The organism is Paenibacillus sp. JNU01, assembly GCF_059130585.1.
On the sequence record NZ_CP169723.1, the window covers coordinates 3,690,994 to 3,715,618 of the forward strand.

Annotated in this window: 19 protein-coding genes and 1 pseudogene; 6 read left to right on the plus strand and 14 right to left on the minus strand. The window is 47.4% G+C overall.

The window, feature by feature from the left end; all coding sequences use genetic code 11:
- Window positions 1-17: 17 nt before the first annotated feature.
- The gene (locus tag NLBNIHML_RS16035) at window positions 18-464 is read right to left on the minus strand and encodes a DUF1641 domain-containing protein (RefSeq protein WP_017691658.1); all 447 of its coding nucleotides are present in this window, start codon (window positions 462-464) and stop codon (window positions 18-20) included.
- Between the two features lie 686 nt (window positions 465-1,150).
- Between NLBNIHML_RS16035 and NLBNIHML_RS16040 the strand changes: the two genes are divergently transcribed.
- Entirely contained in the window at window positions 1,151-1,324 is a 174-nt protein-coding gene (locus NLBNIHML_RS16040) for a CsbD family protein (RefSeq protein ID WP_091012520.1), read from the plus strand.
- A 164-nt stretch (window positions 1,325-1,488) separates the two neighbouring features.
- Here NLBNIHML_RS16040 and NLBNIHML_RS16045 read toward each other — a convergent pair whose 3' ends face one another.
- Window positions 1,489-2,490, minus strand: coding sequence for an NAD-dependent epimerase/dehydratase family protein (locus NLBNIHML_RS16045; protein WP_339238645.1), 1,002 nt, complete (start codon window positions 2,488-2,490; stop codon window positions 1,489-1,491).
- 152 nt (window positions 2,491-2,642) lie between these two features.
- On the opposite strand from NLBNIHML_RS16045, the gene NLBNIHML_RS16050 reads away from it, so the two are divergent.
- The gene (locus tag NLBNIHML_RS16050; RefSeq protein WP_494352287.1) at window positions 2,643-3,161 is read left to right on the plus strand and encodes a cupin domain-containing protein; all 519 of its coding nucleotides are present in this window, start codon (window positions 2,643-2,645) and stop codon (window positions 3,159-3,161) included.
- Window positions 3,162-3,447: 286 nt separating this feature from the next.
- On the opposite strand, the gene NLBNIHML_RS16055 is transcribed toward NLBNIHML_RS16050, so the two are convergent.
- The 8 genes from NLBNIHML_RS16055 to NLBNIHML_RS16090 all read right to left on the minus strand — a co-directional run bounded on the left by NLBNIHML_RS16055 (window position 3,448) and on the right by NLBNIHML_RS16090 (window position 15,609).
- A complete protein-coding gene (locus NLBNIHML_RS16055) occupies window positions 3,448-4,527 on the minus strand; it encodes a DUF1835 domain-containing protein (RefSeq protein ID WP_494352288.1) in 1,080 nt (359 codons plus the stop codon).
- Between the two features lie 70 nt (window positions 4,528-4,597).
- Entirely contained in the window at window positions 4,598-5,257 is a 660-nt protein-coding gene (locus NLBNIHML_RS16060; protein ID WP_494352289.1) for a TVP38/TMEM64 family protein, read from the minus strand.
- A 270-nt stretch (window positions 5,258-5,527) separates the two neighbouring features.
- Complete coding sequence (locus NLBNIHML_RS16065; RefSeq protein ID WP_494352290.1) at window positions 5,528-7,171, minus strand: HNH endonuclease; 1,644 nt, start codon at window positions 7,169-7,171, stop codon at window positions 5,528-5,530.
- Window positions 7,172-7,551: 380 nt separating this feature from the next.
- Complete coding sequence (locus tag NLBNIHML_RS16070) at window positions 7,552-8,727, minus strand: acyltransferase (RefSeq protein WP_339238651.1); 1,176 nt, start codon at window positions 8,725-8,727, stop codon at window positions 7,552-7,554.
- A gap of 279 nt (window positions 8,728-9,006) precedes the next feature.
- Window positions 9,007-10,353: a cryptochrome/photolyase family protein gene (locus NLBNIHML_RS16075; protein ID WP_494352291.1), complete on the minus strand. Its 1,347-nt coding sequence runs from the start codon at window positions 10,351-10,353 to the stop codon at window positions 9,007-9,009.
- Between the two features lie 27 nt (window positions 10,354-10,380).
- Window positions 10,381-11,544 (minus strand): response regulator, encoded by a 1,164-nt coding sequence (locus NLBNIHML_RS16080; protein WP_494352292.1) that lies wholly within the window; start codon window positions 11,542-11,544, stop codon window positions 10,381-10,383.
- Between the two features lie 261 nt (window positions 11,545-11,805).
- Window positions 11,806-14,901: an ATP-binding protein gene (locus NLBNIHML_RS16085; RefSeq protein ID WP_494352293.1), complete on the minus strand. Its 3,096-nt coding sequence runs from the start codon at window positions 14,899-14,901 to the stop codon at window positions 11,806-11,808.
- 288 nt (window positions 14,902-15,189) lie between these two features.
- Window positions 15,190-15,609 (minus strand): SRPBCC family protein, encoded by a 420-nt coding sequence (locus NLBNIHML_RS16090; protein WP_442032975.1) that lies wholly within the window; start codon window positions 15,607-15,609, stop codon window positions 15,190-15,192.
- A 263-nt stretch (window positions 15,610-15,872) separates the two neighbouring features.
- On the opposite strand from NLBNIHML_RS16090, the pseudogene NLBNIHML_RS16095 reads away from it, so the two are divergent.
- Window positions 15,873-16,642: pseudogene (locus tag NLBNIHML_RS16095) on the plus strand (class I SAM-dependent methyltransferase).
- Between the two features lie 277 nt (window positions 16,643-16,919).
- Here the strand turns inward: NLBNIHML_RS16095 and NLBNIHML_RS16100 are convergent.
- Both NLBNIHML_RS16100 and NLBNIHML_RS16105 read right to left on the minus strand, forming a co-directional pair.
- Window positions 16,920-17,954: an NADH:flavin oxidoreductase/NADH oxidase gene (locus tag NLBNIHML_RS16100; RefSeq protein WP_339238656.1), complete on the minus strand. Its 1,035-nt coding sequence runs from the start codon at window positions 17,952-17,954 to the stop codon at window positions 16,920-16,922.
- Window positions 17,955-17,998: 44 nt separating this feature from the next.
- Window positions 17,999-18,193, minus strand: a complete 195-nt coding sequence (locus NLBNIHML_RS16105; RefSeq protein ID WP_253441854.1) for a tautomerase family protein — start codon at window positions 18,191-18,193, stop codon at window positions 17,999-18,001.
- Between the two features lie 318 nt (window positions 18,194-18,511).
- Here NLBNIHML_RS16105 and pepT point away from each other — a divergent pair, with 318 nt between their 5' ends.
- Window positions 18,512-19,750 (plus strand): peptidase T, encoded by a 1,239-nt coding sequence (pepT, locus tag NLBNIHML_RS16110; protein WP_339238658.1) that lies wholly within the window; start codon window positions 18,512-18,514, stop codon window positions 19,748-19,750.
- 144 nt (window positions 19,751-19,894) lie between these two features.
- Here pepT and NLBNIHML_RS16115 read toward each other — a convergent pair whose 3' ends face one another.
- A complete protein-coding gene (locus NLBNIHML_RS16115) occupies window positions 19,895-20,587 on the minus strand; it encodes a Crp/Fnr family transcriptional regulator (RefSeq protein WP_494352294.1) in 693 nt (230 codons plus the stop codon).
- A gap of 664 nt (window positions 20,588-21,251) precedes the next feature.
- On the opposite strand from NLBNIHML_RS16115, the gene NLBNIHML_RS16120 reads away from it, so the two are divergent.
- Window positions 21,252-21,710, plus strand: a complete 459-nt coding sequence (locus tag NLBNIHML_RS16120) for a methyl-accepting chemotaxis protein (protein ID WP_445252854.1) — start codon at window positions 21,252-21,254, stop codon at window positions 21,708-21,710.
- A gap of 148 nt (window positions 21,711-21,858) precedes the next feature.
- Here the strand turns inward: NLBNIHML_RS16120 and NLBNIHML_RS16125 are convergent, their stop codons facing one another.
- Window positions 21,859-23,295 carry an alanine/glycine:cation symporter family protein gene (locus NLBNIHML_RS16125; protein WP_494352295.1) on the minus strand — a complete coding sequence of 479 codons (1,437 nt, stop codon included), beginning with the start codon at window positions 23,293-23,295 and terminating at the stop codon, window positions 21,859-21,861.
- Window positions 23,296-23,625: 330 nt separating this feature from the next.
- Here NLBNIHML_RS16125 and NLBNIHML_RS16130 point away from each other — a divergent pair, with 330 nt between their 5' ends.
- Entirely contained in the window at window positions 23,626-24,555 is a 930-nt protein-coding gene (locus tag NLBNIHML_RS16130; RefSeq protein ID WP_339257904.1) for a response regulator, read from the plus strand.
- Window positions 24,556-24,625: the final 70 nt, after the last annotated feature.

Genomic DNA, 24,625 nt, shown 5'->3' on the forward strand with positions numbered 1-24,625 from the left:
CTCCGTTCTTCTAAGTCTTAACGTTTCGGTTGTTGACGCTCGTTCAGGATGCTCAGGAAAGATTGAGCAAAACGAAGCGATTGTTGTACGTTTGGATCTTTGAGCATTTTCAGCATAGCGAACAAGCCAACTGAAGTTTGCTCTGTTTGCGCACGGTCATTGGCTTCGATGGCAGCAGAAGCTACACCTTTAGCTTTGTCTACAACAGGCTTAGCGAACTCGCCCATTGCGCTCATTGTGTCGCTGATCAGAACTTTGTCTGTTGCTACACTTTGTGCAAAGTCATAAGCTTTCGTCATAGCAGTAACCATTTCAGCCAATTTAGGCAGGTTCTCCACCAGAACGGTTAAAGACTCCTGTACCTCAGGCTTCATCAGTTGATCCAGAACGTCCAAGGACTGGCGCTCGGAAACGTTGGCACCTTCTGTAACTGGCACCTCTTGTTGAGTAGGCGATTGTGACATAAGAGAAAGTCCTCCTTTACTTTGGGATAGAAGTCCGCGACTTTCATGATGCCTGTCAAGCAGAGCCGAACCACAAAATACATCGAATACATCTAAATGTACCAAATTTCACACAATAGGATGAGCGTAGCTCACGGCTACTTCCACATCATGCATTGTATCTTGGATCTATTGCGGACAACATGTGTTGACGCACAAAACGACAAGCAGGCCGAAACCGAACTCTATACCCTTATATTACACCTCTTACACATGAACATGAAAAAGAAATTTTTTACACTTGTGAAGATATTGTGAACATTGTAACAAAATCGATTTTTTTGTCAACCCGTGCAAGCAGGATAAGTCCGCCAATTCCTCTGTCCAAAATCCGTATACCTACCATATGTGGTATGAAGACAAGATCACATATGACCAGATGTACGATATGTACACAAGAAAGGGTGTATTCATCAAAAATCACAGGAATTGTTTTCCAAATCCAAGAATCTTGTGCAACGAAATTGGTCACTCTCGTTATTATGCAGCGTTAGGCTCAGCCTTATTCCATCATTGAGACATCTTTTCTATTTCAAGTATGAACCTCTTGCACCGCGATTGCAAAAATTGAATTAAACTGCCTGCGTTTAGAATGCTGGCATCCCGGTTAATAAGGACTACACCAGACAACGAAGGAGATGTTCGATATGAGTAATTCAACTGGCGATAAAATCAAAGCAGGCGTAAACAAGGCCAAAGGCGAAGTGAAGGATCAGATCGGTAATGCAACCAATAACAGATCCCTTCAGGCTGAGGGTAAAAAAGACAAAGCCAAAGGTGCTGTACAGGATAAAATTGCCGACATTAAAAAAGATCACTAGATCCTTTTGATGTGAGGTCAAGAAGCACGAAGATTTCGTGCAATAGATCGAAGTAAAATAGCCTAACCGTCCCTTTTCGGAGAAAACGGAAGATGAGACGGAGGCGCAAAAAAGCCAAGGAAGGTGTTACTCAATACACCCTTCCCTGGCTTTTTTTGTGCATTTTATACGGCTGGAACTGTGTATCTTGCCATATCAATAATGAAACTGCGCGTTTCCCTTGTTGTATGATATTCACGGCTGAATTGTCTGACCCATTCAGGATGTTCCTGATACCAGCGGAAGGTTTTTTCCAATCCCTTTTCCAATGTGGTTTGAGGTAACCAGCCCAATTCCGCCCGTAATCTACCTGAATGCACGACCAGACTGGAACCTCTGGACTGGGTTGGCTCTTGCTCCCGAATCTCTACAGCAGCTACGGATCGATCCATCGGTTTCAATATATCCCCGATCTCCTGCATGGTTGTTCCAAGCCCTGTTGATATATTATATACCTGTCCGTCTTTGCCTTTTAGCATGATCTGTTCAATGGCCCGGAGGGCATCATCTACATACAAAAAATCACGCACTGCCGATCCCTGAATATCCAGAGGAAGTCCGTCCAGCATCCGACCGAAGTTGCGAGGAATAATACGGTCTGGCAATTGCCACGGACCATAGAGGTTGGTCAAACGAAAGAGTTTGACTGGAAGCTGGTAACATTGAGCGTAGGAATGAGCAAGCATTTCACAGGCGACTTTGGACGCAGAATAAGGAGAGACCGGCGCATACGGATCTGATTCATGATAGACCCTGCCCCAATCTCCGCCATACACTTCAACAGATGATGCCAGCAAGACAGGGATGTGATGTTCGGTAGCATACTGTAAAATAGCCTGGGTGCTGAGCGTATTATTGCGGAAGACTTCCCCGGGTTGATGATACGAATAATCCACGTGAGGCATGGCTGCCAGATGAATAATGTAATCTGTTCCAGAAGGCAGATGAATCCGGTCCGATGCAAGGTCACAACAGATGAACGGCATCTCGTGCAGAGGAGAGACGTGAACGAGCCTCTGACAATAATCATCCCGATCCAGAAGGGTAATTCGATGTCCCTTTTGCGCCAAATACTGTGACAGATTGAATCCTACAAATCCAGAAGCCCCTGTAATCACAATGTTCACACACGATTCCCCCTTGCGATTTATACAACGAGTGCATTGAAGAGAGTCTATGTACTGAGTATAACCTTAAAATGATACATTTTGTATCATTTTACAATTGTTTTTTGTTCGTCCTTGCGGATATCGGGTAATTTAACATGAGGTGATATGAGATGAGTGATTGGAAAAAGAATATAGAGACGTTATATTTTCAGGATAACGGTGTGATTCCCAATCATCCGACCCTGCCTGTGCTTTTGTATAAAAACGTATGGGCTGAAGAGGCTCTTCATGCAGAATCGTTGCTGAACCGTCATGGATGGGGAAATAGCTGGTTGAATGGTGTGTTCAATTATCATCATTATCATAGTAATGCTCATGAAGCTCTTGCGGTGGTGAGTGGATTCGTGAAACTGATTCTAGGCGGAGAACATGGGCAGAAAGTTTATCTTCAAACAGGTGACGTTGTTGTGCTTCCTGCCGGGACAGGACATAAACGACTGGAGGCCAGCGCCGACTTTCGTATTGCGGGTGCCTACCCAGGCGGTATGAGTTACAACACACGTACAGGTGATGAAAACGATCGCGCCAAGGCTCTTCAGGAAATCCGAGAGGTTCCGATTCCGGATACCGATCCGGTCTATGGGCAGGATGGTCCTCTAATGGAAATTTGGAGTGGGAAGAAGCCATAATACGAATGAAGATCATAAAAATGAATGGTATTGGAAAGGTATTGGACAATGTTCAGACGATGCTGGTTCAGCACTTCACGAAAAACAAATAGACTGTTCCCCGGACATGTAAGAGTTGCTCACCGGAGAACAGTCTATTTAAGTGGGAATTCTAAAAAGCTGGAATTCGAGATACTTTGTGATTATCTTCTTGTATGAGGAAGGAAACGCTCAGGTCTTCGTCTTATTTCAACCTTTTCGATCACGTAGCTTGTTTTCTATCTGTCAGTTTCAGCCTTAGGCCCTTTCAGCGTTCGGCAAGCCGAACACTGTAATACCTCATTGCAAGTGGCTTTCCATCCATCTCAAGCTGGCCTTGCAGCACCAGTTGTCGTAGACGGTACTCCACGAACGCATCACCTATATGCTGGCTGCTCGTCCCAATCACTTCGCCCACAATACGAGCTGCTCGGATATACTTGCCTGGCTCCCAATTCGGTGTCAGTTCCCTTACCTTCTGCATAATGTACTCGTCCAACGCATCTTCAGGCAGACTTCGAATCTCGCCATTCTCCATCATACGCAATAGTCCGGGCTGTACCGAGAGTTCCAACCAATCCTGCTCCAGTTGCAGGCGTTCTTGCTTGGACAGCGGCTCTTGCTCAGAGCAGACCTGCCACATCGCCAGAAGCTTCTCAGGAAGAATCTCGCCTGTGTGGAGCACATCATATTGAACGTCAGGTGTATTAAATAATTGCTGATATAAGCCGCTCGTTTCGATCAGATATATAGGACTCTTACTGTCGCGTAATAAATGCATCGCATAGAGTAGTCCCGTCTTCTCACGTGCATTATTCGAATACCAGATGATGATTGACGTCTTGGAATCAAGAGACTGCATTGTGGAGTTAAGCTCAATTAATGATTCAAGTTCATGCATGGCATAAGCCTCGCGGTCACTGAGACACATTCGTTCGGTCAGCCAGAGATGCCTGCGCTGCAGTTCTGCACGATGAGTCAGATCACCTAACGGGCCCACAGCATAATCATCATCCATAGAGAAAAAGCTCCGCTTTTCCTGATTAGGTAAAGTGCTCATTCCCATTTTCAGACTACTCAGAGGTGATTCTCCAAACGTAATATGGATTTCATTTAGCTTGTCGGTCTCAGCCAGAGCTTGTTGTTCCAGCAATTCCAGATCAAAAGGGGGTTCCATATTCCGAAACAGAGACTGTACCGCATCCGCAAAATCCACCTTTTCACCTTGCTCCTCCTGCTGCTTGACCACCTGTGCTGATTTCATATAAAGCACACGCAGAGCTGAACGAAGTTCATTCTCATTCATGCGATTCAACATTCGACTGAAAGCAAAGATATCATCAATCATGCTGATCCTCCTTCAAGCTAACGTCAATATTGACAGAGATTAAATATCTGAACACTAATATTCCTTTTGTTTATGAGGAGATTGATTTTCCAGTTGATTGATTCAGATCATTCAACTCTTCACCATCTGACGATGACCGGGTAAAGTGTCGCTCCAGTTTGCGGCTTGCCCACAAGGAAACCGCAATGAACAACAATACGCCCACCCAGCGTGCAGGGTGCTCCAGAAATTGTTCCACATTGGAACCGATATACGTCACAGAGAAGATCATGATCGCTTTACCACAGCCCACCGCAAGCAGGAAGGATAATAACCGCATTCGCGCGATCCCTGCCGCCACATTAATAATGACGAACGGACCCACCGGGAAGATACTGAGCAGAAAGACATACCCGAACGCGTTCCTCCGAATCCACACCATGCTGCGTTGCACACGAGGTTTGCGTGCCCACCGTTCCACAAAGGCAGATTTCCCGATCTCCCGTACGATCAGAAATGTCACGGTGCAACCGAGAATCATGCCAATCCATGAATATAAGAACCCTGCCCACAGACCGTATACCGCACCGTTCACGCCCACAATCAACAACGTTGGAAGTGGCGGCACAAATGATTTCATAAACGTAAGCAATATTCCCGGTAACGGGCCGAAAGAGCGAAACTTCTCCAGCCAGAAACGAATATTTTCTTCCGTAATATATGACATAATATCCAATGCTGCCGGGGTCATTAGCATCCATCCAATCTATACAATCTACATTCTTAGGTTTGATGCTCACTATACCTTTCATCATTCAAGTGAATGATGAAGCTTCTTTCACAACTCACTCCAAGTATAACGTACATCTTCCATGAACAACGTTGTCAATTTGAAGAAATTATCGCACAGTGAACTGACGTCCCACCGAAATCAAAATGAAATCCAAAAAGCACACCTCGACCCTCTAGTGGTCTTGGTGTGCTCTTCATATTAAAACCCGATGTTATCTTCGGGAGTATATCATCCTTCTTCCAGCTGTGCTTCCTGCATTGCGAGTTCAATCAACTCTGCCTGATGGGCAGCATTCCATTCAGGAATCCCGGAACGCATGAACTCTTCAGCATCCATTGCCGCTTTGGACTGGTTGCAGAGATTGCAAGCGCAGACACAGTTAAGCGGGGTGGTATGTCCACCTTTGGCACGCGGCAGCAGATGGTCGATTGTATCCCCGTACGATCCACAGAAGTAACAGGTATAGTGATCCCGCGTCAGAATATACCGCTTGAAATCCTTGTTGCTGAACAATCGGCGAATCGTGTACCGATTGACCACCACAGCAGCTTTTTCCTTGACCAGGGTGACCGCAAGTTCCATGTCCACTTCCTGATGCCAGCGACGTCCCTTGTCCGTTTTGCCGCGCATCCGTACCATGCCTTGCCGGTTGGTCCGGAGCGAAGCCGGATCTTCCGGATCGATGGCTGCCGGAGCCGACGGGGTCTGGCGGCGAGGACGGCCGTCCGTGCCAGCGCCGTGACTACGGCTGGCATGCGCGGGTCGCTGCCCGGATGTACCGCGGGCAGCGTCTTCGCCGTTCGCCTTAGGCGCACGCTCCTTGCGCGCCTGGCGCGGCTTGGTCCCTGGCGAGCCAGGCTGGCGCACGGGCGCAGGAGGCCCTGCCTCCGCAGCAGCCCCCGGCGCTTGCCCAGGCTCGCGCCCGGTGGCGGCAGGCTGTGCCTCCGCCGCCGTCGGTGCGGCGACCGTGGTTGCATCGCCACGGTCGCTCAGTGCCGGCGCATGGGCCTCAGCAGCGATGCTGCGGGCCTGCCCTGCGCCGGGCGCGAGCGCGCCAGCACGCTTGCGGCGGCGCTTGCGCTTGCGTTTGGCTGCGGTCGGTTGATCCGCAGCCATGGGCTCTGCTGCCGGGCCTTGCGGCTCAGCAGGCAGCAGAGCTTGGTGGGCCGCCGCAGTCTGTTCGGCGGCCTGCACTGCAGCGGCTGCTCGCGCGCCAGCCCGCTGTGCAGTGCCCTTTGCATTCGCAGCAGCAGGGTCCTGCGACTGCATTTCCCCACGCCAGCGATCGCCTGGCTGTGGCTTAGCCAGATCGGTTGCTGCCTCACCCGCCAAACCATCATGCTCCAGACTAGCCTCTTTCTGCGTATTACCTTGCATTCCGTCTGGCTTGCTCTTCCTCCGTCTTCTCCGCTTCTTCCGAATTCCTGAAGAAGGGGGGGAGGAAATCACCAAGTCAGCGTGTTCATCGTCATCCGAAGATGTCGAATCCAATGTGGGCTCAGGCACACGACTTCGATCTGGCTCAGTTGCCATAACAGATCCCCGCTCCATACCATGAGCGATCTGACCTGCCTCATTTTTCGCAGAGACAGATGATCTGTCCGTAACCGCAGCTCGGGCGACCATGCCATCCCGTTGACGCTCTATCTGTTCACCTGTATGCCCGATTGAACGAGTACCACGTTCAGCCTGTCCACCGAGCTGACGACAGCTGCGGCAGGCCCCTCGCCTGGCTCCGGGACCTGCCCGCTTTCCGGTTCTGCGCCGGAATTCGGACATCGCCCGCTGTTGTCCGCAATACATACACGTTTTGCTCAGTCGCGCTTCTTGTTCCGTCTTTCGTTGCCGGAAAGGGGCTGGACCCGTCTCCATGTTGTCACCTCGGTTCCGTATGAATCCGGTTTCTTTCTATTGTATCACATCTGCTCGTGAACACCCTCATGGCCATAGGCCTGATAATCTTTCGAGTTGTACTCCTGTGCCTGTTCATTACATTCGTGAAGAATGTGTTCCACATATTCCAATATATCCTGCATCGGTCTCCCGCATTTTTCGCATGTTGTCATGTTATTCACCTTAACCCTGTTATCTATAATGTATTAACGTTCCGCCATATGATTACCCCTCAACCATGAAAAAGAAACACTCGTTCCCCATAATCCAGATTATCGTATAGATAAAAAAAACCGCTCCTTGTTCTCCCCTAAGGTCGACCAAGAAACGGTTTATTATTCCTGTGTTGGAAATACATCTTAACGAACGTCCAGTTGGCCCGAGTTCTGTTGAGGTACCAGTCGCGGTTTCGGTTTCGGTAGATTGCCAAAGATGACCCACGCATAGGGAACGAACCTTGCCGTCAATCCAACGACAATCCACGAAGCGATCAGCGCTACCCCGAATCCTCCGGCATACCACAGATGCACTAACCAGGAGACTCCTGTTTGCGGTGGAAATTCACGATACACCAGCAGGAAGAAGGGATGAATCAGATAGATCCCAAACGACAGAGCTCCAAGCCGGTTTAGCGGCTTCACGATCAGTGATGGCCCTTTGCGATAGAGCAGATAAGCGACCTGGATCAGGACCAGGGCACAGGCGAAAGTATGAACATTCCAGAAGAATTCATACCATAGTGTGTTATACGTTGCGATCTTCAGACGCAGCAGATAATAGATATACACATGGCCAAGTCCGGCAATGATCCACACCGCCCAGAGCAGAATCCATGAAGCTACGCGCCCTTTGGTTGCATTGGCCCGACTGATGACGAACCATTGCTTGATTTTAGGGAAATACACCCCGATAAAAGCACCCAGCATGAAATAGGAAAAATACGAGAACGCCCAGCTTCCCTTGTTGGGTACCTGGAATCCATATTTGTTACTTACGATGAATGCCCATTGAATCAATAGACCAATTGGTACAGACCATTTCACCACAGAAGGATACTTCTTGAGCAGCCATAACACCAATGGGAATAACAGATAAAATTGCATGTTAATGAATACAAAGTACAGATGCGTATATGCTTTCCCCGTAAACAATTTCGTTATGAAGCTTACAGCCGTTTCGCCGAACGGTCGACCCTGATAGTGCGTGAAGTGCAGAATAACAAAATACATCAATGAGAACAGGAAATACGGAAGCAATATATACACGAATCTTTTCTTGTAAAAATTACTTACGAGTTTCTTGTCCAGCGGACGGGAATAATAGTTGTAGAACAGTACGAAACTGCTCATAAAAATAAAGGTTGGCGTACCATATTTCATAAAAATATTAATAAAGTTGTACAGCCAGTAGTAGCCTGAGCCCGTCATGTCCACCGTTGCATAAGACGTGGAATGCACGCATAGTACGCCGATAATTGCCATGGCACGTACCAGATTCAGCTCTGGAATTCGCTCTCTTTTCAGTGTTTCACTCATGTTCACGTTTCTCCTTCATATGTTCGTCAATATGTCAGATATGACTTAATACATTAAAGCTCTCTATCTATTAAAAGCCATATTGCTTAAGAAGGGTAGTCCAATTTCTTAATAATCCCTAAATTTTCATCACATTTCACACTATTTTCATGTCTATATATGTAAAAAAGACCGCGAGTACGCGGTCTTTCGAACATCCTGCTTTCAACCAAATTATTGTTGGTTCGTCCGGATGAGAATGGTAAATCTGGTTAGACACTAAACTCGCCCTGCCCGAGTCTACTTCCCACGACTCGCCAAAATCTGTTTGTACACCTCAATTGCTGCCTGTCTCGATGCCTTGAGATCCACAATGGCATCCTTGCGCGGCTGATGGATGTCTTTGCTGTGCAAGTCTTTCAATTCAGGCAACCACTTACGAATATAATCGCCTTGCGGATCATATTTCTCGGATTGCGTTACCGGGTTGTTCACCCGAAAATACGGAGCCGCATTCTCCCCAAGCGAGGCACACCATAGCCAGTTACCCCGGTTCTGAATGTTGTCATAGTCACTCAGCTTGCGCCTGAAATAGGCTTCACCCAAGGTAAACGGACATTGCAGGTTTTTGGTGAGAAACATCGCCGTGAGAATCCGCAACCGATTTGGCATATGCCCGGTTTTATTCAGTTCCGTCATGGCTGCATCAATAATTGGAATGCCCGTCTCTGCCCTGCACCACCGTTCAAAATGATTATCATGGAGTGACGAGAGATCATACACCTTTTCATATGTAAAATAGTGACTCTCATAGACCGCCCGATACAGGTAAAAGTCGCGGAAGCACAGCTGTCTGATCCACTCTCCAGCTTCCGCCGTGCGATTCGCGGCATCGTACATTTTGCGGATCGACACGGCTCCAACCGCTACATACGAACTGAGATGACTCGGCTCGTAAGCCTCATATTCATCCCGATGATCCCCATATTCAGCAATTCGATCCGATAAGAATTGATCCAGCAGGAGATGCGGGTCCTCGTCATTCGAACCACTGCCCTCCAGCAACTCTGAAGGAACCATCATCGCATCCGGCCATTCAATCGGACGATCGCTCACCTTCAACTCGGCAACCGTTGTTGCCGAAGGAGGATTGGGATGTTCATTCATGAATTCCACCCACCGCCGATGAAAAGCCGCAAATACCTTATAAGGCTCCGACTTGCCCGTGAAATTCGCGAATCCATTCAGATCCATCAGCAGATGATCCGTCAGTTGCGTAAAGGGAACCTCGTATGCCTCACTGACTTTGCGTATGGCCCTATCCCGCTCAATTGCATATGGCGTCATGTCCCGATGGACGACAATCTCATCGATCTCGCCTTTGAATTCGTTCAGGATAAAATCAACCACTTCAGCCGGTTTGCCATAAGCAACATGCAGTTTTCGTTTGGCTTCAAGATACTGCCTGCCTAATGCCGCTGCATGCTGTCTAAAATTCACGCCGCTGTGTTCCTTCTCTCGGCCTTGCCGCAGGAGAAATGGATCATAGATGAGAACATGCACACTCTCTTCTTCGTGTTCCCGCAAATAATCAAATGCCGCCAGATCATCCGTACGCAGATCTTTGCGGTGTATGAATAGCTTCATGCCTCACCCTCCTGTCTGAACTTATGTTTATTTGTCCGTCAAATTCTGATATAACCGGCTTGTCTCCGGCTCCGGCTGATGCCCCAGATCCTCACTTAATGTCAATGTGAATGAATGATATAAACGAAGTATGCCTTGCTGATCATCCATAGATGCATACACTTCCATCATGAGTCGGCAGATTTCTTCCAAATAAGGCTCCCGTTCCTGCAATAACGTTAATTGCTCAATTGCTTCCTTGCCACGACCATGCTCCATATCCCATCTCGCGATGTCCATAACCAGCCCTGTATACTTGCGTCTGAGTTCCCTTGCTTTGGCCTGTGCCCAACGATAATCATGCTCTTCCAGATAATCGGCACGATAGAGTGGAATCATATGTCTCAGATCATCGATATTGTCTGATGTGATGGCGTTGTAGACCATGGCTTTCTCAAATTGATCCACATCACTTACCAGGTTGCCTGATAACAGACGATAGCGGTTCATATTGTACTCCAGCTTGCCTGTCATATTCCATTCCTTAAAAAGCTTTCGAATCTGGTACACGGAGGTATGTAGATGAGTTAGACCTTTTTCCTGGGAAACATCACCCCATAGCTGATCAAGCAGAATCTCCTTGCTTACCCACTCTTCCCTGTGATGAAACAAAAAAGCAAATAGCTCCTGCGCTTTGGTTGTGCGCCACTTATGTTTCTCCGCACCCTGTTCAAGGCTTTTATAGATGTCCAGATGTTTAAACGTTAGCAGCCCCGGAACCTCGGTATCCAGCTCCACAGAGACAGGTTCCGATGCCTGTACCTCGGCACTAGCCGCAACCTGGGAATGATACGACATTATGCCCGCGATCCGATCAATGGTTTTGGCCAATCGTGCGGAGCTTACCGGCTTAAGCACATAATCCAGTGCATGCAGCTCAAATGCCTCAACCGCATGATCCGCATAAGCCGTCACAAAGATGATCCGAATACTCTGATCCAATTGCTGTATATATTCAGCCGCTTCCAGGCCATTCATTTCCGGCATTCCAATGTCCAAGAACACAACATCTACACGTTCCTTTGCCAGAAAATGAAGACCATCACGAGCTGTTGAAAAACATTGCACGGATGTAATCCGTCCGTCTGTCCGTAGTAAGCGCTCCAGATGGAGCTGCGCTGGCTTCTCATCATCGATCACAATGGCTCTCACCGTTCTTTCAGCCTCCTGCCATGAAAGATTCAATTAGAATGCCGATTCTATCGGCATCCGCTTATTAGGTCGTGTCTCAAAACTCGCTGAAGTGCATCTTTTACCGCCTTTTCGCCCCCTGCTGCGTCACTTTCCCTTGACGTGCCCCGGCACGCCTGCGTAAAACTTCCTAGCTTGGAACGAAAATTCGGCAAAATCTGCTTCCTTCGGAGTTTTCAGCCCCTCCCTAGTCTGTTAACCATAAATGCTTAACTCGGCACACTATTTGGTATAATCCACCTTTTGCACAGGGATGCGGAACCGGATCTGTGTGCCTTTACCCACATGGCTATGAATCTCCAGTCCCTGACCATAGAGAGACATCAGGCGGCGGTTTATATTTTGCAGCCCGACACCTCCAGGACCTTCGGTTTTCCCAGACTTGACCTGAGCCATACGCTCGGGAGGGATACCCACACCATCATCCTGGACCTGCACGACCACATGCTCACTCTCTTTGAAAATCCTAAGATGAACTGTCCCGCCGGCTGCCCGCTCCATCACGCCGTGTCGAATAGCATTCTCCACAAGTGGCTGGATGCTGAGAGGTGGCAGATAGAGCTGCACATCCGGCTCCACCTCATATTCAACCACCAGTCTTTCCTCGAATCTGGCCTGTTCCAGATGCACATACGATTCCACCAATTCCAGCTCTTTGGTCAAAGGAACAAGCTGCTCCCTGTTCTGGAAGTCAAAGCTTCCACGCAGGTAATGACTGAGTTCAATCAGCAGATCGGTTGCTTTGTCCGGATTCACTGCACAGGTCGCGATAATGACATTGAGTGCATTATATAGAAAGTGAGGCTTGATCTGGGCCTGCAAAAAGGCCATTTCGGTCCGGATAGCTTCCTGCACCGAACTCCGCATTTCAATTAACGTCCGAACTCTGGCTCGCAATTCACCGGCATCCACCGGTTTGCTCAGAAAGTCATTGGCTCCCGCCTGAAATCCGTGTTTGATATCTTCAGGCAACCCTCGGGCGGTCAGCATCAGAATCGGCAACTCAGACAAGGAACTGTGCTCGCGCAGCTTGCGACATAACTCAAGCCCGGACATTTTGGGCATCATCCAGTCCGTAATAACCAGATCAATGGACGGAAATTCATCACGGAGTTTCAATGCAGTGGACCCGCTGTCCGCTGCAATCACACGATACCGCTCCGTCGATAACAGGTTAAGCAAGACCTGTCGATTGACGGGATCATCGTCTACAATCAGAATGGTATGCTCTCCTTCCACAAGATCTTCCGGCTCATCTGACTCTCTCGTCACAATCTCCTTCGCCCCCACCCCTTGTGCAGCAACATATCGTGCGGCAGCGGGTTTCGTATGAGATTGCAGCAGCGGCAATTTCATAACAGGCAGGGTGAAATGAAAGGTCGAACCTTGTCCCGGCTCCGATTCAACCCAGATCTCACCTCCGCCAAGCTCGACAAGTTTCCGTGTAATACTCAGACCGAGTCCGGTTCCATTATTCACCCGTTCCACGGTTCCGTTACTCTGCTCATACGCCCGGAAAATATCTTCTTGTTTGTCCAGGGCGATGCCTACCCCCGTATCGGCAACGGATACCTTCACCCAATCCCTTTCAACACTGGCATACAACCGAATCTCACCCTGCTCAGTATATTTATAGGCGTTGCCCAGCAGGTTATACAAAACCTGCCGGAGACGGTCTTCGTCTGCCTCAACAAGCGGCAACGACTGGGGCCATTGCTGAATCAATATAACTGGCTTGTCCTCAAACGTGAACCCCGAGACTTCAACTACAGTACGAGCAACGGATTCCAGATCGACAGCTACCCGTTTCAACTCAATCTCACTATTTTTTAATTTGGAAAAATCCAAAATGTCGTTAACCAACAGTGAAAGTCGCTTGCCGGTTGAAGTAATCATGGACAGATTTTTGGCTTGCTTGGGTGTGACTGCTCCGGCCGCACCTTCCAGCATCGATTGTGCAATATTAATGATGCCATGCAGGGGAGTTCGCAGCTCATGAGACGTATTTGCCATGAACTCGTCCTTGAGGCTGTCGATGGCGAGCAACCGCTCCGACAGGGCTTCCACGTCGCGGAATGATTGGGCGAAGCGGATGGCGGTCACAATCATCTGGGCAAATACAAATAATAAAAGTTCAATCAGCGCTAGGAACGCTGTGTCTAGGGTAGTGAATGCTCCAATTGTATGCAACACAACAACCATGAGTATGCTCATCATGCTCACCAGTGCAAAGTGGCTATCATTCGGCCGTCCTTTTAACCAATAGAACATGGCTCGCAGCGTGTAGAGCATGACAACAAGCGAGATCAGCAACATGGGAAGCTCAAGCATCGAGAATAGAGCTGGAGGGAGCGTAAGACCGACAATGGTCTGCGTAACGAGTAGCACGACAGCCAGACGTACAAACCACTGATGAACTGCTCCTGGCACCCGGGCATCCATATACCGAAGCAAAAAGTAATAGGCAAAGGCTGAACTAAGGAGTTGAATTCGAAGCATCTCATTGTTAGTCAGAAACGGTACAAACGTCCCAAGTAACTTCTCCCCATGGGTCAGAGCGTATAACGCACCGGAAAGGCTGAATAATCCGAGGAAACGAAGTTCCTTCTCCGTACGCCGTAATCTGAACAGAAGTAGAAAAAAGGCGGCTGGCAAGATAAAACCGAATAAGGTCATCAGATCCTTGAGCCAATCCTGCTGCTGGCTTTTCAGAATACTATGCTCGTCTCCAAACAAGATGGGCGCTACAATGCCCCCGGAAGAATAACTATAGTTTGATACCTGAATGATAATGTCAGCCGTGTTTCCTTCAATGGAGGTGAACCCTGTAAAGGGCAGGTTTAATTGTACATCTGTCGCCGGGGTCTTTCCTGGCAGTCCATTCCCGCCAATCTCTTTGCCATCAATAAATACCCGGTGGGCCATACGTATATTCTTCGTGCGTATGCCATAATCGTTTTTGGTCGTTCGGGGTGTAAGCTGTACTTGCACATGATAGGTTCCATACCCATGTGCTTGTCCGAGAGATTTGTTCCATCGGGCCGGAACCTGAGTGCCAGACGAAGCCGGCAATGGCTTGCGTCCAGATACACTCGCTTCAATATCTGCCGGGCTCAGTAACTGCCCAGGGTAGAAATCCCAAACTCCCTTTAAAGGCGCTGCACCCTTGCGATCAAAGTCCCATTGGGTCAGATCAATTTTCCCATCCATAGCCTGGGGGTTACCCCGCTCGCTAATTATCGTCTGGGCAATCCAACCCAGCGGAAAAATGACAATGCATATGAAACTTAGGGTCAGCATAATCCAGTGTTTTCTCATCTATATATTCCTTCCATCCACAAGGGCGAGAGACGTCTAATTTTGTCGTTTTATTCCTATTCATCATTTTAAACGTTTCTAGTGCTCACTGAAATAGTTTCCGTATCATAATCGGTAACTTCCTTATAATTTGAAGGTCTCCTGTCTCTTTCCGCCGAATCTTGGTTTGGTACAGCAACGAACCCCAGGCCGCTGTTCACCCGAATGAACGAGCTAGAGGTCCTGGGGTTGATGGAATGAATTAACTTAGATGATGATCTTTTATAAATCTGAATCGAATCTCACTGATTATTTAACCACTTGGGCAAGCTTCTGAACGATTCCGGCCCATCCCTGTTCCATACGTTCCCGCACCATTGCATGTGCCTGTCCAAACTCAGTTAGTTTATCCGCATCCCAACCGCTGTGAATCAGTGTGAAATCCGTACCTTCTGGCTGTTCATTCAGTTGGAACGTCAACGTCCAGTCCTTACCCCAGCGAAAAGACAGCTTGTGCAGCGGCAGAACCTCCGTTACCTGACATGGTGACTGACCGAAAGGGCCTGCTTCCAATATAAATTCATGCCCTTCCACAGGTTCCAGATTGCCCGGCATGAACCAAGCCTCCAGTCCTTGCGCGGTTGAGACCATCTCCCACACCTTCTCTACAGGTGCATGAAGCACAAGCTCCTGCCGGATATCCGGTAATGCACTTGATGATGATTCCACTCGTATCGCCTCCTTGGATATATTAATTCATTGTTTGAGATTTTAAGATTCATGTCAAATGGATTCATATAACGGCCAAGAAAAGTATTGACCTCTATTCTGCTCTCACCCCATAATTGGAATATACTACATATAAGGTGCGTGATTCCTATGATAGTCTGCTCTGAAAAATCCAATTCCAACCGTTGCCGGAAGGGATAATTCCATTCCATCCCTTCTACAGTCTCGATATTATATATTGAAATGTGGGGGATACCTATACCATGTCATTCAGTTATTACGGTCCATTATGTACCACCGTTTATGATCTAACCAAGCCAGTGGGACACTCCTTGGGAGGAGATATTGAATTTTATCGCCACTATCTTCAAGGCTGCAAAGGACGAATTCTTGAAGCCATGTCTGGTTCAGGCCGGATGCTCATTCCTTTGCTTGAAGCAGGCTTGAAGGTGGATGGACTTGATTATTCAACCGATATGATTGACTCTTGTCGTTCTCGTTGCACCGAGCGTGCACTACCTATGCCCGAGCTGTTTGTTGCCGATCTGGAGAAGCTAGACCTTCCCTATCGATACGAAACCATTATCATCCCTGGAGGTTCCCCCTGCTCCTCATTCAAGACAGAGAGGCTTCGATTAACGCATTGCGTAGTCTATTTCAACATTTGGAACCTGGCGGCAGACTTGTGTTTGATCTGTTTCTACCCGATGTAACACAGCCCTCTTCAATTGAAACTTCAACCGTTCCATTACCCGATGGGGATACGATCACAGTAGAAGTCACAACCATTGAAGTAAACCTTCTACACCAATATAAACGAAGTCTGATTCGCTACGAACAATGGCATCAGGGTCAACTTGTCGCTACAGAGATGCAACAACTCACTCTGCGTTGGTACGGCGTAGAAGAGTTACGCCTGATTCTTGAACTTATTGGTTTCTCTGATATTAAAGTATACGCTGACTTTAACCCGGATCAGCCACCTACACAGTCGAATCAAAAATTCGTCTACGAAGCAACTCGAAGAGCGTAGTAATCAGTAAATTAGTCTACATGAATCTCACTATAGAAAATTAGGCCACAGCATAAGGTTTAACCATGCTGTGGCCTTTTTTTATTTACTATAAAAAATTTGCACTAACATTTACACGAAAACGAAGAGGACAGAAATAACTTGAAGAAGCAACACGTTCGCCTTTATCCTCAGTTTTTCACCTTTGTAAAAGTAAATCAAAAAATCTGAGGATAACAGCGCTCGGAAAGTTATTCTGTCATGGGGGTGGCAAGTGTAAATATAAATTTAGTGCAAATTAGTATCCACGAGAATATTGCTCTGCAATGGCAGCTTGATCCTTGCTGACACCCAGTTCCAGAGCGGCATGGTTCGCCCAATACGGATCACGCAACATGCCTCTTCCTACGGCAACCAGGTCCGCATCGCCGTTTCCAATCACTGCCTGAGCCAATGCTGCATCCTCCAGCATACCCACTGCGATGACAGGAACGTTCAATTCTTCACGGAAGCGACGGGCAAAGGGTACCTGATACCCCGGATAGTTCCCCGGTTTTCGCTGTCCCGAAGGTCCTTCGCCACCTGAACTGATATGGAACATGTCCACGCCTGCATCCTGGTAGGCACGGGCGATGTTGATCGTATGGTCGATGTCGTATCCACCATCCGCGTATTCTACAGCCGAAATCCGCATAATCAGCGGCATATCTGCGGGCATTTCTTTTTTCACTGCCCGAATGACCTCAACGCCGAAACGGGAGAGATCCTGCCCATATACATCCTCACGATGATTCATCAGCGGGGAATGGAATTGGTGGATCAGGTATCCGTGTGCACCGTGAAGCTCTATGGTATCCACTCCAGCCTGTACTGCGCGGCGAACACCATCTGCGAACTTCTGCACCATGGCTTCTACCTCTTCCGTACTTAACGCACGTGGCTCCTTGTAGTTTTCTCCCGGGAATGTAACTACCGATGGGGCAACCGGCTGCGGTGCATCCTCTGCTTTTCGTCCCGCATGTGCGATCTGAATGGCGACTTTGGAGCCGTAGGCATGGATTCCCTCTACCAGTTTGGTGAAGGCAGGTACATGCTCATCTGACCATATACCCAAGTCATTATCGGTAATACGTCCATCCGGATCGACATCGGTCATCTCAATCACGATGAGTCCAGTACCGCCAACCGCACGGCTTACATAGTGGACCTGGTGCCAATCGTTTGGAATGCCATCCTTCGCAGTGACAGAATATTGGCACATCGGTGCCATAACGACACGGTTATTCAATTGCAAGCTTTTGAATTGATAAGGCGAAAATAATTGCTCAGTCATTGTTGCTGCATCTCCTGTTCCTTGATCAAGATATATATGAAGCCTTACTTATTGTCCAAATCCGAAAAAAGTTTACCATTCTTGCCGTAATTGTCCTTCTCCAAATCCTCAATGAAGATAAAGACTTTGCTCGGATCAACATCCAGTGTCTCACAAGCCACCTGAGTCATACGTTCAATCAACTGACGTTTTTGCTCAACCGACTTGCCTTCCAGTACCTTAACCGTGATAAATGGCATGTCTAGAACCCATCCTTTCTTCATCATTCATTATGAACCTCAGTTATAGAAATACAAGTACGTACATTTTTGTGACCTAGTACCCTTTTTGATACCTAGTTATCCTCATATATCGCTCTGTCCCATTCTGGAAATGCCTGCAAAACGTGATATGATAACCTTAGAGAGCCACAATAATTAATATACCCAATTTACATAAGTTGCGACGAACGGCTACATGATAAACAGCGATCACAAGGTTATTCTGGACTCGTAGTGGATCAGTGTAAAACAAAGTAGCTCAACTTATACACTACTCAAGCTAGGGAGAGAAAATAGATGAAAGATATATTAATTCAAAGACTGAGTACTTATGTTCAGATGGATACCCAATCCGATGAAAATAGTGAGACATGCCCTTCCACACCCGGCCAACTGGCCTTGGGCAAACTGCTCGTTGAAGAGTGCACCTCCATTGGTCTGCAAGATGTAACGATGGATGAGAACGGTTATGTCATGGCTACCCTGCCATCCAATACCGACAAGGATGTTCCCGTCATTGGTTTCCTGGCTCACCTCGACACAGCGACCGACTTTACTGGCAAAAATGTCAAACCACAGGTTATCGATAACTATGACGGTGCTGATATTGTGCTGAACTCGGAACTGGATGTCGTGCTGTCCAACAAGGATTTCCCGGAACTGCACGAATATAAAGGCCACACCCTGATCACAACCGACGGTACAACGTTACTTGGTGCAGACAATAAGGCAGGCATTGCCGAGATTATGACCGCGATGGCCTATCTGATTGAGCACCCGGAAGTGAAACACGGTAAGATTCGGGTTGCTTTTACCCCGGATGAAGAGATTGGCCGTGGACCGCACAAATTCGATGTAGCTGCTTTTGGAGCCAAATATGCGTACACAGTTGATGGCGGACCACTTGGCGAGCTCGAATACGAGAGCTTTAATGCAGCAGCAGCCAAAATTACCGTACGAGGCACCAATGTACATCCCGGAACAGCGAAGGATAAGATGGTGAATTCTTTGAAAATTGCGATGGAATTGAATCGACGCCTGCCTGTGGAGGAAGCTCCTGAATTCACGGACGGTTATGATGGTTTCTACCATCTGTTGTCTCTGGAGGGTGACGTTGAACTGACTAAGATGAGTTACATCATCCGTGATTTCAACCGGGAGAAGTTTGAAGAGCGCAAAACAAATCTGCTCCAGATCGCGAACGAACTGAAGACCAAGTATGGAGAGAAAAGCATTACGGTTGAGTTGAGTGACCAGTACTATAACATGCGCGAGAAAATTGAACCCGTACGCCAGATCGTCGACATTGCTCATGAAGCCATGACCCGACTGGATATCGAACCTGTTATTCGTCCCATCCGGGGAGGAACAGATGGTTCCCAGCTATCCTATATGGGCATGCCAACACCAAATATCTTCACTGGCGGCGAGAACTACCATGGCAAATTCGAATATGTATCGGTAGACAATATGGTGAAGGCAACCCATGTTATTGTAGAGATCGCTCAATTGTTCGAGCAGCGCGGAGATATCTAATCCACTTGACGTGCAGTGCACAAAGAGCACAAAGAGTACCCCTTCGTATATTCGGGAGGGTGCTCTTTGTTATGCCATATTGTATTTTGTTGTACCGCGTCATGTCGTACATATATGCTGGCTTGATCTTTATTTTAGATGCCATCACTCATATATATTGCCCCCCGCGATGGCACGCAACTGTTCCAGATCACAGATCAGAAGCTTACGCTGCACCTTGCGAATAATATTTCGATTACACAGATCTTGAACGACTCTATTAAGATGTCTATAGCTGGTACCCAGCATATCGGCGAGTTCGGTGAGCTTGGAGGTCTGGATTTCTTCCGAAGAGGAATCGTCCTGGCCCATTGTGGACAGCAGATAACTGGCAAAGCGACTCTCGACCGGGTATAACATATTCAGACTCGACAGGTTAGAAAAGGTATACAATTTGTGTGTAACTTGACTCAGCATGAAGTGGAGAAATTTAGGGTTCTCTGCATACGTATTCTGGAGAGAACGATAGCTGATACCCAGCAACAGGCTTTTACTCACAGACTCTACCGTATTCATAGCCTCCTTGCCATTCACCAGTTCCAAATCTCCCACGAGCGCAAGTGGTGTACTGAAACGAAGCAACAGAGACTTTCCGTTAGGCAGGGTAGTATAGATCTTGAGCTTGCCCTGCACGAGAAAATACAATCGCTCGGGTCGCTCACCTTTGGAACAGATCATCTCGCCCTTTGCAGCCTCAAGTAGTCGCAACTCAACGAGTGCAGACTCGTCCAGCACCTGATCCAACCCATTCTCACGGGCGAGTTGTCGCACAAGTCCAAAGTCCATGATTTCTTTCATTCCGACGTCCCCTCCGTTGTCGTATATAACGTACACAAAGGGACATATGTCCCATAATTGATATACACTCGTACAAATATCTTGATATAAAAATAGTTACAACTAACACTTATATCCAGTAAATCATTTCAAATGGTAAATATTTAAAAATTTAATCATAAAATGTTCATTCATTCGTGCAAAATGCCGTTCACGAAACGCACTTTCTGTCCGATGAAAGATAGAGCATTCCATAGATCGTTAAATATATTACATTCAAATATTGAAAGGATGGTCCTCTTCCATGAACGTTGTAGATGCCCTGCTTAAAGTAATGCCTTATATCAGCAAGATCCTTAGAGAACCAGCCAGTTTAACTGTATATGATCACGAAAAGGTATTGGAGGTTATAACCACCGACAAGTTTGACCTTGGTTTTGAAAAAGGAATGGCGCTCTTGGACTCATTCCAGAACTTCGCCGTCTTGAAAAACGGAAGAGAAGCCAGTCTTTCCACGATTCCCAAAGAGGTTTTTGGTATTGAACTTGATACCCTGAATATTCCGATCTTTGATGATAACCAAAATGTTGTTGCTGTTTTCTGTGTATCTTACGACCAATCCAATCAGAACCAGCTTGAAGACATTATACAAGAAAATCAAACCATCAATGGAAACCTCGTTGATATGGTGCAGCATGTCGCCGCCCATGCCGAAGAATTGCAAGCAACCAGTGAACAGATCTTGCAGAACACAAGACTTGCTGTTCAGAACTCTTCCCAAATCAACAAGGTAGCGGGATTCATTCGTGAAATCTCTGAACAAACCAATTTGCTTGGTCTAAATGCCGCTATTGAAGCTGCTCGTGTTGGTGAAGCTGGTGCCGGCTTCGGCGTGGTGGCTTCGGAAGTACGCAAACTCTCTGTGGATGCCAAACAGGCTACAAGTGATATCGATACCAGCCTGAGAGATGTACAACAGGTTATCAAACAGATGGAAGTTGAAGTCTCCCAGATTGCTGCCTCTTCACAGGAACAAGCAACGCTTGTATCATCCTTCACGGATGTGATTGAGCAGCTTAATGAAACAGGTGCACGAATGAAAGCTCTGTCCGAGCAACTGATCAGCTATTCGGTTAATAAATAAATTATATGTATATCCAGATGAACTTCAACTCGTGTGAAGATACATCTTATATGCAACAAACAGGACTCGGGTTGCCCATGATGGATAATCCAAGTCCTGTTTTTTGTTATGTCCATTTGTATATGACCAACGATATTCAGATGAAATCTTAATTGGCTACATGTATTGATTTATCTCCAATAACTTCTTCTTCCGACTGCCAGCACTCCACTTCACCCGGAATATGAATCCGGTCACGCGTAAAGACGGGGTCACGTCCTTCAGCCTTCTGCTTCTTGTAGTCCTTCAATGCTTCAAAGGTGACCTTGGACAGCATCAGGATGGCAATCAGGTTCACCACCACCATCAGCCCCATGAACAGGTCAGCCAAATCCCACACTAGCTGAACTTTGGCAACTGCGCCAAACACCACCATCGCGATGACGCAAATGCGGTATACCCACAGCCAAACTTTGTTGGATTTGATAAACTCAATGTTGGTTTCCCCGTAGTAATAATTTCCGATGAGTGTACTGAAGGCAAACAGGAACACCATAACCGCCAGGAATCCCGATGCCCATGAACCAATATGAACACTTAATGCAGCCTGAGTTAACTCAATGCCACCCAGACTGGAGCCCTTGTACACTCCTGATAGCAAAATAATCATGGCGGTACTTGTACATATTACCAACGTATCTGTCAGTACGCCAAACGCCTGAATGAGTCCCTGTTTCACCGGATGTGTTGTATCCGCTGTTGCAGCCGCATTCGGGGCACTACCCATGCCCGCCTCATTGGAGAACAATCCGCGTTTCACACCGTTCATCAGTGCAGCGCCCAACGTTCCGCCAGCCACCTGTTCGATGCCGAAGGCACTTTTCACAATTAATGCAATCATGGCCGGAAGCTGGGTAATGTTCGCCAGCACCACAAAAGCCGCCACCCCAATGTACAAAACAGCAAGCACAACGACGATGTATTCCGAGGCCTTTGCAATCCGTTTGACACCGCCCATAATAATCCCAGCAAATATCACAGCCATAATGATCCCTACCGTTAACCGATCCGTACCAAATGAGTTTTGTAATGCTACGGTAATGGTGTTGGACTGCACCGCATTAAAGACCAAACCGAATGAAAGCGTAATGAGAATGGCGAATAAAATCCCCATCCAGCGTTTGCCCAGCCCACGCTCCATATAATACGCCGGACCCCCACGGAATCCACCCTTATCCTTCACTTTATAGATCTGAGCGAGCGTACTCTCCACAAAACTGGAGGCTGATCCGATAATTGCAATGATCCACATCCAGAATATAGCACCAGGTCCCCCCAATGCGATAGCCAATGCTATACCGGTAATATTCCCTGTACCTACACGGGCCGCCATACTGATACAGAACGCCTGAAAAGGGGAAATTTTGCCTGGCTCCTTGCTTTTCCGCTCTAGAAGCACCTTCACCATATCTCCAAGCATGCGGAATTGCATGAATCGGGTCTTGGTGGTGAAGTATATACCACATACTACCAATAATATAATTAACACTTTGGACCATAGAAAATCATTGAAAATGCCGACAATATCTTGTATTGTTTGCTCCATCGGTATGCCCCTTTTATGGTGTATTTCAATTACAGAGATGGTTCACGTGAAAAGTTTGTACCATTCTGCACAATACTTGCCCCGGACTTGGGGATGTTACTTATACTACAAGGGCATCTACGAAAATCGACAAATACCTACATGCAATTTCAATATTTAAATTTAAAAATGTTCTTTGATCGCCCAATCATTGTCATTTAACCTGACATGTCAGGTTCTATACAAGAGGGAACGGAACGATTACACTGGAACGAGAGTTCATGGCGGAGTTAACCGCCTTTACCATAGATTTATCAATCACACCATTCGCAGAGAAAGGGAATGACTGACATGCGTTATTTTATCGTGGATGATGATCCTGGCGTTCGTTCCATGCTGATGGATATTATTGAGGATGAAGGCCTTGGCGATATTGCCGGGGAAGCTGAGGACGGAGCACATATTCACGCGGAACTGATGGAACTGCATAAAGTGGATGTCCTGCTGATTGATCTGCTGATGCCACAACGAGACGGGATTCAGACCGTGCGGGCGCTCGAAGGAAGGTTCGAGGGCAAGATCGTCATGATCTCCCAGATCGAATCGAAAAATATGATCGGCGAAGCTTATTCGCTAGGCATTGAATATTATATTACAAAGCCCATTAACCGATTGGAGATCCTATCTGTTCTGCGGTTGGTCAGCGAAAGGGTTCGAATGCAGCAATCCATCGCAGATATTCAGCGGACGTTGCAGGGATTGTCCGGTTTGCATCTGAATGAGCGTACTACCGCTCCGGTTCCGGACAAAACCATTACAACAGCAGGACACTTCCTGCTGTCCGAGATGGGCATGATCGGCGAAGCGGGCAGCAGGGATCTGCTGGACATGCTGGAATATCTGGAGCAGGTAGAGACCGATGAGCATAAGCTGTCCCCCTATATGTTCCCGTCTCTCAAAGACATCTTTCATAACGTAGCGATCCGCAAGTTGGGAGAGAACGCTTCAATCGCAGAGATTAACAAGGAGATTAAGGCATCGGAACAACGGGTTCGCAGAGCCATCTTCCAGACACTGAGCCATGTGGTGTCTCTTGGATTAACCGATTATACACATCCCAAGTTTGAGAACTATGCATCCAAATTTTTTGATTTCACCGAAATTCGCAAGAAAATGCTGGAGCTGCAAAACAACGTGGAACCTTCCCTGTCCCAGACACGCATCAATACGAAAAAATTCGTACAGGTTCTATATTTGGAAGCCAAACGAATGCTGCATTAGACAGATAGATATTGACTGTGGCAACAAAAACAAACGGACATGAATATGACGCCGGTAGGATACCGCCTCT

Excerpts from the sequence above, each read along its gene's own strand:
- NLBNIHML_RS16085 (WP_494352293.1), bottom strand. The coding sequence starts at position 14,901 with ATGAGAAAACACTGGATTATGCTGACCCTAAGTTTCATATGCATTGTC.
- NLBNIHML_RS16105 (WP_253441854.1), bottom strand. The coding sequence starts at position 18,193 with ATGCCATTTATCACGGTTAAGGTACTGGAAGGCAAGTCGGTTGAGCAA.
- pepT (WP_339238658.1), top strand. The coding sequence starts at position 18,512 with ATGAAAGATATATTAATTCAAAGACTGAGTACTTATGTTCAGATGGAT.
- NLBNIHML_RS16040 (WP_091012520.1), top strand. The coding sequence starts at position 1,151 with ATGAGTAATTCAACTGGCGATAAAATCAAAGCAGGCGTAAACAAGGCC.
- NLBNIHML_RS16130 (WP_339257904.1), top strand. The coding sequence starts at position 23,626 with ATGCGTTATTTTATCGTGGATGATGATCCTGGCGTTCGTTCCATGCTG.
- NLBNIHML_RS16120 (WP_445252854.1), top strand. The coding sequence starts at position 21,252 with ATGGTGCAGCATGTCGCCGCCCATGCCGAAGAATTGCAAGCAACCAGT.
- NLBNIHML_RS16035 (WP_017691658.1), bottom strand. The coding sequence starts at position 464 with ATGTCACAATCGCCTACTCAACAAGAGGTGCCAGTTACAGAAGGTGCC.
- NLBNIHML_RS16115 (WP_494352294.1), bottom strand. The coding sequence starts at position 20,587 with ATGAAAGAAATCATGGACTTTGGACTTGTGCGACAACTCGCCCGTGAG.
- NLBNIHML_RS16125 (WP_494352295.1), bottom strand. The coding sequence starts at position 23,295 with ATGGAGCAAACAATACAAGATATTGTCGGCATTTTCAATGATTTTCTA.
- NLBNIHML_RS16075 (WP_494352291.1), bottom strand. The coding sequence starts at position 10,353 with ATGAAGCTATTCATACACCGCAAAGATCTGCGTACGGATGATCTGGCG.
- NLBNIHML_RS16065 (WP_494352290.1), bottom strand. The coding sequence starts at position 7,171 with ATGGAGACGGGTCCAGCCCCTTTCCGGCAACGAAAGACGGAACAAGAA.
- NLBNIHML_RS16055 (WP_494352288.1), bottom strand. The coding sequence starts at position 4,527 with ATGATTGATGATATCTTTGCTTTCAGTCGAATGTTGAATCGCATGAAT.
- NLBNIHML_RS16050 (WP_494352287.1), top strand. The coding sequence starts at position 2,643 with ATGAGTGATTGGAAAAAGAATATAGAGACGTTATATTTTCAGGATAAC.
- NLBNIHML_RS16070 (WP_339238651.1), bottom strand. The coding sequence starts at position 8,727 with ATGAGTGAAACACTGAAAAGAGAGCGAATTCCAGAGCTGAATCTGGTA.
- NLBNIHML_RS16060 (WP_494352289.1), bottom strand. The coding sequence starts at position 5,257 with ATGACCCCGGCAGCATTGGATATTATGTCATATATTACGGAAGAAAAT.
- NLBNIHML_RS16100 (WP_339238656.1), bottom strand. The coding sequence starts at position 17,954 with ATGACTGAGCAATTATTTTCGCCTTATCAATTCAAAAGCTTGCAATTG.